Genomic DNA, 12,790 nt, shown 5'->3' on the forward strand with positions numbered 1-12,790 from the left:
CGCTAAACCATATTTAAGTACAAGGAAGAAAAACGAACCGCATAGACGCGGAGCGGCTTCCCGCAGGGTAGGATGCAAAGGACACAAAGAAAGAAGTTAAAAGTCCGGTTAATCACTTATGATTACCGCATCTGTGCAAAAATCGGAAAAGCCTCTTTCTCCCTGCCCCCTGCTCCCTTTCCTCCTCATTGGCGACGTTCTTGCAACTTACGATACACAGATTTCAAATCAACTTGATGGTGAGCTAAGGCAACCAAAGTATGATATAGCAAATCAGCCACTTCACCTGCGATCGCATCTGCTTCATCATCTTTAAAGGCCATTACCACCTCGGCGGTTTCCTCACCGATCTTTTTCAAAATTTTGTTATCGCCACCAGCGAATAGTTTACAGGTATAAGAACTTTCAGTAGGATTGTCCCGGCGATCGCATATTATTTGAAACAATTGCGACAACGTATCCCCTGGTGGTGGAACAATATTTCCTTCTATTTGGTGAAAGCAACTGCGTTCTCCAGTATGGCAAGCAACATCTCCTAATTGCTCTACCCCTATGAGCAACGCATCACTATCACAGTCATAACGAATACTTTGCACTTTTTGAATATGTCCAGAAGTCGCCCCCTTGTGCCATAATTCTTGCCGGGAACGGCTCCAAAACCAAGTTTCTTCAGTTTCTAAAGTTTTTTGTAACGACTCCTGATTCATCCACGCCATCATTAGGACAGTACCATCCAAATAATCTTGGACAATTGCAGGCACTAAACCCCGTTCATCGTAGTGAATTTTTTCAACAGGGATGGCGTAATGTAGCGATCGCAAATCGTTAGAAGACATACCAGCTAGTTTGCTCTAATGAGAATAACTTATGGATTTACGATACCATTCTGAATAGAGCAACTGGTATGTTTTTTTGAATTTAACTATCTTATCTAGCTCTAAACAAGAGCATTGTGTTCCATTGCAGACTGCATTCTTACAGCACTTAAAGCAACTTTATGAGCTTTCGATGCCTCACCATACCAATGGATAGCCGAGTTAAAAGCTGCTCGGTAAAGATCCTGGTATGCTTCAGATAATCGAGTTTGAATATCTAGAGGCAAGTCTTTGTTGGACTTGTATAACATATTGTTATTTTTTTGGTTCAGTTAATTCTATAGGATAGAAATTCTAAGCAATTTTTAACCCTATCCTGAGATAGAGCTTTTTATTGTCCACTGTTAGGAGAGAACCTTGGTAAATACCACAATTAAAACAACAAAATCACAAGAGGTCTTCGCCGCTGCTCAAAACCTCATGCCCGGAGGAGTAAGTTCTCCAGTTCGTGCCTTTAAATCTGTAGGTGGACAACCCATCGTTTTTGATCGTGTTAAAGGCGCATATATTTGGGATGTAGATGGCAACCAATATATAGACTATGTAGGTACTTGGGGCCCAGCTATTTGCGGTCATGCTCATCCAGAAGTCATTGCAGCGTTGCATGAAGCTTTAGAAAAAGGCACAAGTTTCGGCGCTCCCTCAACTCTAGAAAATGTTTTGGCAGAAATGGTCATTGATGCCGTTCCCAGCATCGAAATGGTCAGATTTGTTAACTCTGGAACTGAAGCCTGTATGGGAGTTTTGCGGCTGATGCGGGCTTTCACCAACCGAGACAAAATCATCAAGTTTGAAGGTTGTTACCACGGACACGCCGATACCTTTCTCGTGAAGGCAGGTTCTGGTGTTGCTACACTTGGCTTACCAGACTCGCCAGGAGTTCCGAAAGCGGCAACTAGCACTACTCTAACCGCACCTTACAATGACCTAGAATCCGTCAAAGCCTTGTTTGAAGAAAACCGCGACGAGATTGCTGGCGTTATTCTTGAGCCAGTTGTTGGTAATGCTGGATTTATTGCACCCGACGCAGGTTTCTTAGAAGGATTACGGGAACTCACTCACGAGTATGGAGCCTTATTAGTATTTGACGAAGTGATGACAGGCTTCCGCATTGCTTACGGTGGCGCTCAAGAAAAATTTGGTGTTACCCCCGATTTAACAACCTTGGGCAAGGTTATTGGTGGTGGTTTGCCAGTAGGAGCTTATGGTGGTCGCCGAGATATTATGTCAATGGTTGCCCCTGCTGGCCCCGTATATCAAGCTGGGACTCTTTCTGGTAATCCCTTGGCGATGACTGCTGGTATTAAGACTTTAGAATTGCTGCAAAAGCCAGGTACTTACGATTATCTTGAGCGGATTACTAAAAAGCTAGCAGATGGTTTGCTGCAAATTGCTAAAGAAACTGGTCATGCAGCTTGCGGCGGTCAAATCAGCGCGATGTTTGGCTTATTCTTTACCTCTGGCCCAGTTCATAACTACGAAGATGCGAAAAAGTCTGATACAGCCAAATTCGGACGCTTCCATCGGGGTATGTTAGAACGTGGTGTTTACCTAGCACCCTCTCAATTTGAAGCTGGGTTTACGTCTTTTGCTCACACTGAAGAAGACATTGATCAAACTTTAGCAGTTGCACGGGATGTAATATCTAGTCTGTAAGTTGTTAAGGGATTCCCAAATAAACAAGTATCCAGTTACCTCTTGTGGGGTGGGGATATTATCTACCATTTTGCGGGGTAGGTAATCTTGCCCGCCCCACAAAAATGAATCCTTGCTTTAATACCCTTGTTTTGCTCTCTCGGTCACTCAGTATTCAGCAGTGCTAAATCTAAAGCCTTATTTGCAGAACTTTCAGCAGCCAATACTGTTGACTCATCTTGTATAGTAGGGGGGCAAAGAAATTTTTTAACGGGTCTGTACTGTACCGTTATTACTCAGATAAGGTCACACCTTTGTCATAATTTCGCAATGGCTTCGTCAATGCAGTATGCAATATTTAAACTACATTAAGTATATTCATATTAACAAGGCAAACTTAATTGCCTTTTATAGTAGACCTCTTGCAAAAATATTTTATGGTATGATGTAAAGTTTTGTCGCTTGAATCAATACTACTTATGCGATACGAGCAAACAAAAAAGTTATCGAATCGGCAGTTCAAACGTTTGGTCGGGGTACAACGACGTACTTTCGATGAGATGGTTAAGGTATTAGAACATACAACCAGTTTTAAGCAAACACGAGGTTATCCGAACAAGCTAGGCTTGGAAGACCAAGCTTTAGTTTGCCTACAGTATTGGAGAGAATATCGGACTTACTTCCACATTGCTAGTGACTGGCAAGTATCAGAATCAACGGTTTGCCGGATAGTACATTGGGTTGAAAGCACATTAATCAGTTCTGGAAAATTCCGTTTAGGAGGAAAAAAGTCCTTGTTGATCTCATCACAGAAACCGAAAACAGCCTGTGATGGATGTAACAGAGAGTCAAATTGAACGTCCGAAACACGGGCAAAAACGCTTTTATAGTGGTAAACAAAAACGGCATACTCTCAAATCTCAATTGATAATTGACCTAACAACCCAAGAAATTCGTTGTATTGTAAACGGTTCTGGCCGCAAACATGACTACAAACTATTTGTAGAGAGTAAGGTTCGTTTTCACTCCGAAACCGAAAGCTTAGAAGACAGTGGCTACCAAGGAATTTCTAAATTACACACTAATAGTCACTTACCTCAGAAGAAACCTAAAGGAGGTAAGTTAACCAAGGAACAAAAGCAATCCAACCGCGCTTTAGCGAGTCGCCGAGTAGTGATTGAACATGTTAATCGGCGTTTAAAAGTTTTTCGGATTTTAAGTCAGCGCTACCGCAATCGTAGGAAACGTTTTGGATTGCGCTGTCATTTAATTGCTGGGATTTATAATTATGAAGTTCAAAAAGAAGCCTAAATTTCTCTTGGATTTAGTCAGCCCTCAATCATACCACAAAACTTTTTTGCAAGAGGTCTAGTTATCTAAATTCCCTTCATATCTCGTAGTCTACGAAAACTAAGGTGCAAGAAGGCTCTCACTTTCCTGGTGAGGGTTTTGTTTATACATATTTAGATATCCGTAGAGTAAGGTATTTTTTCGGAGTCAGGGTTAGAGCTAACTTTAAAAGATATTACTAATCATGCTGTAGTTTGCATGACAAGGCTTATAAAATTGTAAAAAACTGCCAGAAGTATTGTGAAAAAATGGTTCTAGCCTTGAAGGAGCTATGAAGTGGAGGACAATAAGTCATTTTTTGGTGTGCAAAAAATATTAATAGCGTTGCTTGTCTTGAGTACCACCACGATGATGTTTATCAAGTCAAGATCATCTGAGGCCCAAAGTACAGAAAATATAAATGTAAACAAGCTACCAGCCAAAGTTGGGGCCCAACAGCAGATTGAAGAATTAAAAGCAACGATGCTTAAAATTTGGCAGCAACAAGCACAAATAAAGGGTCTTTCATATACTGTGCCACCAATCTTTCAAGGAGCAATAGTTAGTGCGGCGAAACTTAGTCCCCAACAGAAAGTAATTGCTCTCACCTTTGATGATGGGCCATGGCCTGAAAGCACTGCCCAGGTACTAGATATTCTCAAACAAAATCAAATCAAAGGGACATTTTTTGTCATTGGGCAGAATGTGAAAAATTATCCAGGCTTACTGAAGCGAGAAATTGCTGAAGGTCACGTAATTGGTAATCATACCTGGCATCATTGGTATCAGTTTTTGAATCCACAAGCAGCCGCTTATGAAATTGACCACACAGCAGACCAGATTTATCAAGTAACAGGGATTAAAACAAATCTATTTCGACCACCAGGGGGAATCATGCACAATGGAGTGGCTGATTACGCTAAAAATAGCAAATATGCCATCATCCTCTGGTCATCTGACTCTGTAGACTACTCACGTCCTGCTGTACCAAAGTTAATTAATAATGTGTTCAGAAGAGCCAAGCCAGGTGGAATTGTGTTGATGCATGATGGTGGTGGTAATCGCTCTAAAACTGTACAAGCTTTACCAGAAATTATTGCCAACTTTCGGAAACAGGGCTATAGCTTTGTTACTATCCCTGAACTTTTAGAAATGCAAGATAAGGATCAAAAGCTGATTACAAAACAAAACCAAAACCATTAGGTGGGCTTGCCAATTTAGCTCACCGTTATTACAATACAAAAAAACCGTCCAAAATTAACATTGAACGGAATTTTTATGTATTAATACTTTATTCCTACCTAATTCTGTTACTGATTGTACTAATACCTACAAGCTACAAGTCAGGAGGCAAAATCACCTGATCAATTGCGTGGATTACACCGTTACTGGCTGTGATATCTGGTTGTGTAACCTTAGCATCATTGACAGTTACACCAGTAGAAGGATCAACTTTAACGTTGATTGCGCCACCTTCGAGGCTTTTAACTTCACCAGACTTCAAATCACTGGACAATACCTTACCAGGTACTACATGGTAAGTTAAAATCTTGAGTAATACTTCTTTGTTGGCTGGGTTTAACAATTCTTTCAAAGCATCTGCTGGCAACTTAGCAAAAGCGGCATCGGTGGGTGCAAAAATAGTTAAGTTATCTTTGCCTTGCAATGCTCCAGTCAACCCTGCTGCTTTCAAAGCCTTGGTTAAGGTTGTAAAAGAAGCGTTTGACTCTGCCAACGCTAACAGGTTTTTGCCTTGATTGTCACTTGCCCCTGGGCCTGGTGGAGTTGTAGTAGGTTTCTCACCGGGTTGAGTTTCCGGGGTAGTATCTGGCGTGGGGGGTTTTGGTTCAATAGGTGTAGCGCTACCCCCACGGTTATAAGGAGGCTCGTTGAAAATACTGGGTCTGGGATTTGTTACACTACCTTTCTGCGCTACTTGTTTGCGCTTGGTATTGCCCTTTTGTGTTTCGGAAGCAGCCTCAGTAGGTGTGTATTGAGCGTTTGCTTGAAGGCGTTGACCCTTGTTATAGGGAGCTTCGTTGAAAATACTGGGGTTAGGATTTAATACCTCTTTTGCTTCAGATGGTAAAGTAATGAGAAGGCTTAAACTAGTGAATCCTGCTATGCCTGCCAACGTGGTCAGCAGTTTGCTGTTATTTGTCTTCATAAATTTTGTTTGTCTTTTTGTCCATACATTACATAAAGATTTATAACATTTTGCTATGCACAAAATCTAACCGAAGAGGGAAGTAAAATTTTTCCTCAGAAGACTTTTTGCTAGCGAGGTAAAATATATAACCTCGGATCAAGCTGATCGGTATGAAATATATCTACCACATATTTTATGTAATGAGTATATTTTCTCAGTCACACTGATAAAGAGTTAAAAAGCCTCTCTTGGTTTAGCCTCAACTCTAAAAGAGTATGAAGAGCAACTAATGTAAAGAAAAATTACTTTAACTAAAGATACAATTGTAAAGTTTAAGAAGTTGACCAGTTATCAGGTATACAACATGCTGGAATTATACCAATGGGAACTATCTCAATACTCAGAGAAAGTGCGCCTAATTCTAGATTTTAAAGGACTAGATTACCGCAAAATAGAAGTTACGCCTGGGATTGGACAAGTAGAACTGTTCCGGTTGACTGGTCAGAAACAAGTCCCAGTATTAAAGGATCGTAATAAATATATTGCGGATTCTACGGAAATAGCTAAGTATTTAGACTTAGAGTATCCCGATCGCCCGATAATACCCCAAGATCCTAAAAAACGGGGTTTAACTTTATTGATAGAAGAATGGGCGGATGAATCTATAGGCATCAAAGGTAGGAAAGCGCTATTTGCAGCCGTAAGTCAAGATCAAAATTTCCGCAAGTCTTTATTACCCACTTCAACACCAGATATATTTAAAAGTTTGGTTGGAGGAGTACCTACTGACTTACTGACAGTGTTGGGTTTTGGGGTAGGTTATAGTCCAGATGTGATTCAGTCAGCGATCGCATCTTTAAAACAAGATTTGGAAGCGCTAACGTTATTATTGGCAGATAGTCCTTATTTAACTGGAGATGAGCCGACTTTAGCTGACTTGTCAGTGGCTGGCTTATCGATATTACTTAAGTTCCCCCCTGGCCCCTATTTGGATTTACCAGCTTCTATTAGAGGAAAAGGATTGCCAATCTTTTCAGAGAATATAGATTATGAACCATTCTTTACCTGGCGCGATCGCATTTACGCCCAATTCCGTAAACCATTAATCAGTACCACTTCAGCAGGGGGTGCGCCAACTTCGATTCAGATTGATTAGGGAATGGGCATGGGGCATTGGGAATTGGGCATGGGACATGGAGATTAGGGAGATTAGGGAGAATAATTAATAACTAGTGACAAATGACCAATGACAAATGACAAATGACTAATCAGATGAATTCGGGACAGCCATTAGGTTCGGTTATTCAAGGTTCTCTAACTGAAGGTTTAGAAGTACGATTGCATCCTGACATTTCTGTGGAAGATATGCGGGTTGGTAAGTTTCTTGTTGTGCAAGGGATGCGATCGCGCTTTTTTTGTATGCTGACAGATGTAGCATTGGGAGCTGCTAATGCCCGAATTATTGCTAATCCCCCCAGTTGGGAAGACACTTTTTTACGGGATGTTTTAGCCGGAAGTGGTACTTATGGTACTATCAACCTCGCGCCGATGTTGATGTTCACTCCCGAAGCGGAAGAATCTTTCTCCCCAACAAACGGCAAATCGGCAAATCCCTTTATCCCATCAGTAACGGGTTTGGCTTCCTTTGTGCCACAAACCAGCACGACGATGGAATTGTTGCCTGTTAAAACTATTCCTAGCCACTTTAGTCAAGTTTACGAAGCCAGTGTTGACGACTTTCGCCGCGTGTTTGGTTGGGAAGATGACCCCCAAAGGCGAAATTTTTCCATAGGGAAACCTTTGGATATGGATGTACCCGTTTGTATCGATTTAAACCGCTTCGTAGAACGGAGTAATGGGGTTTTTGGAAAATCTGGTACTGGTAAATCCTTTCTAACTCGGCTACTTTTAGCCGGCGTTATCCGTAAAAATGCGGCAGTGAATTTGATTTTTGATATGCACTCTGAGTATGGCTGGGAAGCAGTTGCAGAAGGAAAGAACGTCAATACAGTTAAGGGATTAAAGCAACTTTTTCCAAGTAAGGTAGAAGTTTATACCCTTGACCCCGAATCGACAAAACGCCGGGGTGTGCGTGATGCTCAAGAACTTTATTTGAGTTACGAGCAAATAGAAGTTGAAGATATTAAGTTATGTAGTCGAGATTTAGGACTATCTGACGCAGCTCTAGATAACGCCAATATTCTATATAGTGAGTTTGGCAAGTCTTGGATTGTCCAACTGCTGAACATGACTAACGAAGAAATCGAGATGTTCTGCGACGAGAAACGCGGACACAAAGGCTCGATTATGGCATTGCAGCGCAAACTCTTGCGGATGGACAGCTTGAAGTATATGCGAGCAGTTTGCCCCCAGAATTACATTAGTAAAATTGTGCAATGTTTGGAATCTGGGAAGAATGTTGTGATAGAATTTGGTTCCCAGTCTAATATGCTCTCTTATATGTTGGTGACGAACATGATCACCCGACGTATCCACGAGCATTACGTCAAAAAAGCAGATAAATTTTTGCAAAGCAAAAACCCTTGCGATCGCCCCACGCCGTTGATGATTACCATTGAAGAGGCACACCGTTTTCTTGACCCGGCTATCGTACAAAGCACTATCTTTGGGACTATTGCCCGTGAGTTGCGGAAGTATTTTGTCACACTTTTGGTAGTTGATCAACGTCCATCAGGCATAGATAATGAAGTTATGTCCCAGATTGGAACTCGCATTACCGCTTTGCTTAATGACGAAAAAGACATTGACGCGATTTTTACGGGTGTATCTGGTGGTAGCGGACTGCGATCGGTACTGGCAAAGTTAGACTCTAAACAACAAGCTTTAATTTTGGGTCATGCCGTACCCATGCCCGTAGTAGTACGTACCCGTCCTTACGACGCAACTTTTTACGAAGAAATTGGTGAGCCAGCCTGGGAAGAAAAACCTGACGCGGAAGTATTTGCTGCTGCTGAACTCGCCAAAGCTGACCTGGGATTTTAAATAGTTATTTGTCATTGGTCATTGGTCATTTGTCATTGGTCATTGGTCATTGGTCATTTGTCCTACGGGAAGTCACTGATTAATCTACATCAAGATTAATCCCTTAGCGACCAATGCCCAATTCCCAATTCGTAACATCCCTCCATCCTCACAAGAAATTAAGTTCGGTTATCCGGCTACTTTTTGGCAACAGAAGAGGGGTTTTTGAGGTCACTATAGATATAGTCAGTAATTTCAAGGAAGCCTAAATTTTTTTCCAAACGACCAATTTTGGATTACAATTGAAAGTTTTATCTTAAGATACTTTACTATCTGCCTGATTTATCGTACTATAAAACTAAGTGAACTCATACCGACTTCGGATTTACTTGTTACCTCAGTAACTACCTAAAGTAAGAATTCTCAAAAATAACCACTGTGCTAATAAGAGATTGAAAATTTAGGGAAGGTAGGGGAACCTATCTTAGGGGCTTAACGTCTTAAAAACGTCTCTATCAATTGATAATTGTTTTTAGTAGCTCCTAATATTTCGTGATAGATTTACTACCTTTATCCATCCATTTTAGTAAGAAAACATACATTTTATTTACGGAGTAGAGGACAACGCACCAATGCCTACTGTCAATACCCAAACGGAAAATCTCAACACCAGATTCACGGCTGATATGGTGCGAACCTATCTGCGAGAAATTGGCCGTGTACCACTGCTAACCCGTGAACAAGAGATTGTATATGGGAAGCAGGTTCAACAAATGATGACGCTCATCGATGCCAAAGAGGTTTTGGCGAAGAAACTGCACCGCGAACCGGATATGTCAGAGTGGGCTGACGTGGTTCAACAATCGGAAACTGAAGTACAACAAACAGTAGCTCAAGGTAAGCGGGCAAAGCAAAAAATGATCGAAGCGAATTTGCGCTTGGTCGTTGCTATTGCGAAAAAATACCAAAAGCGAAATATGGAATTTCTGGATTTAATTCAGGAAGGAACACTAGGATTAGAGCGGGGTGTGGAGAAATTTGACCCAATGAGGGGTTATAAGTTCTCGACTTACGCTTACTGGTGGATTCGCCAAGCTATTACCCGCGCGATCGCTCAACAAGGACGTACTATCCGGTTGCCGATCCACATTACCGAAAAACTGAACAAAATCAAGAAAGTACAGCGTGAGTTGGCTCAAACCTTGGGGCGATCGCCCACTCCAGCCGAAATTGCCAAAGAACTGGAACTAGAACCTGCTCAGATCCGCGAGTACCTGAATATGGCGCGTCAACCAGTGTCTTTGGACGTTAAAGTTGGCGATAACCAAGATACTGAGTTGCAAGAAATGCTCGAAGATAGCGGGCCATCACCAGAGTATTACACCAACCAAGAATTCTTACGCCAAGATTTGAACAACCTACTAGCAGAACTAACCCCGCAACAGCGAGAAGTTTTAGCTCTACGCTTTGGTTTAGAAGATGGTAACGAAATGTCATTGGCGAAAGTGGGTGAGAGATTGAATCTCAGCCGCGAACGTGTCCGCCAGTTAGAGCATCAAGCTTTGGCTCATCTGCGTCGTCGTCGCGCCAATGTCCAAGAATACGTTGCTAGTTAAATATGGAGACGCGAAATCCCGCGTCTCTAGAGCATGATGAGCCTCCTGAATTCAGGGGGCTATTTTTTTATACTGATAGCTAGGAAAAATATTGTGATCTGAGGCTGTATTTCTACGGCGACAAATCCGAGAAAATACTATCAGTATTTTTATTTATTAAAAAGTAAAAAAACAAGGTAAAACAAAACCCATATTGATTGAAAGGATCTAATTTCTGATTAACTTCACCCAATCAGATGATTCTATTGGATGAAGAATAACTAAAACTATATTAAGTAATGTAAAGTTAATTAAATTGCTTTTTAGTAAAGGGTTTAGTCCTATTTGAAGGTCTCAAGCCCTTACTACAAACCTTTAATTGTTTACGCTGCTCTACTTCCCCTAACTGGTGGTAATCTAAGATTGTTGGGCTAGATTAAATAAAAACTTTGGTTTTTGACAGTTTTCTTTTTTGGACAATAGTAATATAAGTCGTTAACAAAGTCTTTTGACAATTAAGACTTGGTTATAGTTTAAGTAAGTTCTAAAGAACTTAGTTGATTTTTTAACAGGAGAAGTAGGGTGCTTAACAACCTTTATCAGTTCTTATCTCCCCGCCAGTGGGGAATTTCCCTAGCGGGCTTAGGCTTACTTCTCGGTTTGGGCTTTATAGGCAAGCAGACTCAAGTCGTACCGGTTACAGATTCTCCATTATCATCGGCTCAGATTCAAAAAACCACAACCTCCGAAAACTCCCTTTTGTCGCAGCTAAGAAAAGTTAGAGAGCAGAGAAGTCAGCTAAGAGCATCTGCTGGAGAGAGAGGGATTTTTGTACATCAGAGCGGAAAAACACTCCCTAAAACCACAGCGCTGGTTCCAGATTCTCAGGGAGCTACAAAAGGTACAGAAAGTTTACCAAAAGTGAATTTTCCTGTCAAAGATGGGGTTTATCTCTATGGTCAATCGCCAAAATCAAACCAGCTTGGTCAAGGTTACATCATATTTCAAAAGCAGCAGGACAAGATAACTGGTGCATTGTATATGCCCCAATCAGAATTTAATTGTTTTCAAGGTACGCTCAACAAGTCAGGAGAGTTGGCAATGACGGTTAATAGTTCGTCAAATGAAGCCAGTACTCCTCGATCAAATCAGGTAGCTGCAAACAGCAAACTACCTAAAGTCAGTGAAGATGAGTTCAGCAGTTATCCTTACTCAGTGGCTCTGCAAGACTTTTATCAATTAAATTCCATCACAGCTAGCGATCGCCGCACGTTGCAAATGTGCAAATAATCGTTAAGTTAATACTCAATTCCTGGTTGCGCTTTCACGCCTTGATCGCGGAAAGGGTGCTTAATTAAGGTCATTTCGGTTACGAGGTCAGCACGCTCAATTAAACCAGCCGGTGCGCCTCTGCCTGTGAGAATAACGTGCTTGTTAGCTGGTTTTTGCGCCAAACCCGCCAAAACGTCCTCTAATGGTAAATAAGCCATTTTGAGGGCGATGTTAATTTCGTCCAACAACACCAGATGAAAATCTGGGTTGCGAATATATTCTAATGATTTTTCCCAGGCGGCACTAGCTTTGTCAAGATCGCGATCGCGGTCTTGAGTTTCCCAAGTGAAGCCTTCGCCCATTGCATGAAATTCTATCTGGTCTTCCCAATAGCTGAAAACCCTTTTTTCTGAAGGTTCCCAGCTTCCCTTAATAAATTGGATGATTGCTACTTTATAGCCGTGACCTAGCGATCGTAACACCATCCCCAAAGCCGCAGTGGTTTTACCTTTACCATTACCAGTATTTACAATAATTAACCCTTTTTCTGGGACAGCTTCTGCTATGCGCTTGTCTTGCACTTCTTTGCGTCGCTGCATTTTTTTGCGGTACTGTTCATCAGTCAGAGATGAAGACATTACCTCATCAATCAAGCGCCCAATTTCTTGATCTTGGTTTAATTCTTGTGGTGTATCGTTTTTCATTAAGCTTGTCTAGAAATAACTGTTAAAAGTGTTGGGAATGAACCAAAATCTTCTTACTTATCCAATTTCACTTAAATTACTTGATTGGAAATGTCCAGTAAGTTTTGATGTGAAATATTAATAGTATGTTAGCTTTATTAATGATTTGCAGACAAGTGGAAATATCTATGATACACAAACTGAACTTATAATTTGAGTTTACTATTACTGTTTTAAATAATTTAATATGTTCATTAAAGCATTTTAACA

General features: G+C 41.1%; 11 protein-coding genes. 7 read left to right on the forward strand and 4 right to left on the reverse strand.

Features of this window, described 5'->3' with window-relative positions:
* Positions 1 to 185: 185 nt before the first annotated feature.
* Complete coding sequence (hisIE, locus tag FD724_RS23320) at positions 186 to 836, reverse strand: bifunctional phosphoribosyl-AMP cyclohydrolase/phosphoribosyl-ATP diphosphatase HisIE (RefSeq protein ID WP_114081825.1); 651 nt, start codon at positions 834 to 836, stop codon at positions 186 to 188.
* Between the two features lie 101 nt (positions 837 to 937).
* Positions 938 to 1,126: a ChaB family protein gene (locus tag FD724_RS23325; protein WP_179074263.1), complete on the reverse strand. Its 189-nt coding sequence runs from the start codon at positions 1,124 to 1,126 to the stop codon at positions 938 to 940.
* 106 nt (positions 1,127 to 1,232) lie between these two features.
* Here FD724_RS23325 and hemL point away from each other — a divergent pair, with 106 nt between their 5' ends.
* The 3 genes from hemL (at position 1,233) to FD724_RS23340 (ending at position 5,042) form a co-directional block, all read left to right on the forward strand.
* On the forward strand, positions 1,233 to 2,531 hold the full coding sequence (gene hemL, locus FD724_RS23330) for a glutamate-1-semialdehyde 2,1-aminomutase (RefSeq protein WP_179074264.1): 1,299 nt from the start codon (positions 1,233 to 1,235) through the stop codon (positions 2,529 to 2,531).
* A 458-nt stretch (positions 2,532 to 2,989) separates the two neighbouring features.
* Positions 2,990 to 3,821 (forward strand): IS5 family transposase gene (locus FD724_RS23335; protein WP_179072523.1). Its coding sequence is split into 2 segments (ribosomal slippage): positions 2,990 to 3,337 and positions 3,339 to 3,821, totalling 831 coding nucleotides; the frame shifts between segments, so codons are not numbered across the junction.
* A 315-nt stretch (positions 3,822 to 4,136) separates the two neighbouring features.
* The gene (locus tag FD724_RS23340) at positions 4,137 to 5,042 is read left to right on the forward strand and encodes a polysaccharide deacetylase family protein (RefSeq protein ID WP_179074265.1); all 906 of its coding nucleotides are present in this window, start codon (positions 4,137 to 4,139) and stop codon (positions 5,040 to 5,042) included.
* A 133-nt stretch (positions 5,043 to 5,175) separates the two neighbouring features.
* On the opposite strand, the gene FD724_RS23345 is transcribed toward FD724_RS23340, so the two are convergent.
* Positions 5,176 to 6,006, reverse strand: coding sequence for a fasciclin domain-containing protein (locus tag FD724_RS23345; protein ID WP_179074266.1), 831 nt, complete (start codon positions 6,004 to 6,006; stop codon positions 5,176 to 5,178).
* Between the two features lie 346 nt (positions 6,007 to 6,352).
* On the opposite strand from FD724_RS23345, the gene FD724_RS23350 reads away from it, so the two are divergent.
* From FD724_RS23350 to FD724_RS23365, 4 genes are all read left to right on the forward strand, one after another.
* Positions 6,353 to 7,144, forward strand: a complete 792-nt coding sequence (locus FD724_RS23350) for a glutathione S-transferase family protein (RefSeq protein ID WP_179074267.1) — start codon at positions 6,353 to 6,355, stop codon at positions 7,142 to 7,144.
* Positions 7,145 to 7,260: 116 nt separating this feature from the next.
* Positions 7,261 to 8,991 carry an ATP-binding protein gene (locus FD724_RS23355; protein WP_114081999.1) on the forward strand — a complete coding sequence of 577 codons (1,731 nt, stop codon included), beginning with the start codon at positions 7,261 to 7,263 and terminating at the stop codon, positions 8,989 to 8,991.
* A 611-nt stretch (positions 8,992 to 9,602) separates the two neighbouring features.
* Complete coding sequence (locus FD724_RS23360) at positions 9,603 to 10,586, forward strand: RNA polymerase sigma factor, RpoD/SigA family (RefSeq protein ID WP_012410436.1); 984 nt, start codon at positions 9,603 to 9,605, stop codon at positions 10,584 to 10,586.
* Between the two features lie 561 nt (positions 10,587 to 11,147).
* On the forward strand, positions 11,148 to 11,855 hold the full coding sequence (locus FD724_RS23365; RefSeq protein WP_114081830.1) for a hypothetical protein: 708 nt from the start codon (positions 11,148 to 11,150) through the stop codon (positions 11,853 to 11,855).
* 8 nt (positions 11,856 to 11,863) lie between these two features.
* Here FD724_RS23365 and cobO read toward each other — a convergent pair whose 3' ends face one another.
* A complete protein-coding gene (gene cobO, locus FD724_RS23370; protein WP_174712352.1) occupies positions 11,864 to 12,541 on the reverse strand; it encodes a cob(I)yrinic acid a,c-diamide adenosyltransferase in 678 nt (225 codons plus the stop codon).
* Positions 12,542 to 12,790 lie beyond the last annotated feature (249 nt).

The sequence above is a fragment of the Nostoc sp. C057 genome (assembly GCF_013393925.1).
Taxonomy (GTDB): domain Bacteria; phylum Cyanobacteriota; class Cyanobacteriia; order Cyanobacteriales; family Nostocaceae; genus Nostoc; species Nostoc muscorum_A.

Bases quoted from the DNA above. Each gene is read 5' to 3' on its own strand.
- cobO (WP_174712352.1), bottom strand. From the start codon at position 12,541: ATGAAAAACGATACACCACAAGAATTAAACCAAGATCAAGAAATTGGG.
- FD724_RS23345 (WP_179074266.1), bottom strand. From the start codon at position 6,006: ATGAAGACAAATAACAGCAAACTGCTGACCACGTTGGCAGGCATAGCA.
- FD724_RS23325 (WP_179074263.1), bottom strand. From the start codon at position 1,126: ATGTTATACAAGTCCAACAAAGACTTGCCTCTAGATATTCAAACTCGA.
- FD724_RS23360 (WP_012410436.1), top strand. From the start codon at position 9,603: ATGCCTACTGTCAATACCCAAACGGAAAATCTCAACACCAGATTCACG.
- FD724_RS23350 (WP_179074267.1), top strand. From the start codon at position 6,353: ATGCTGGAATTATACCAATGGGAACTATCTCAATACTCAGAGAAAGTG.
- FD724_RS23355 (WP_114081999.1), top strand. From the start codon at position 7,261: ATGAATTCGGGACAGCCATTAGGTTCGGTTATTCAAGGTTCTCTAACT.
- hisIE (WP_114081825.1), bottom strand. From the start codon at position 836: ATGTCTTCTAACGATTTGCGATCGCTACATTACGCCATCCCTGTTGAA.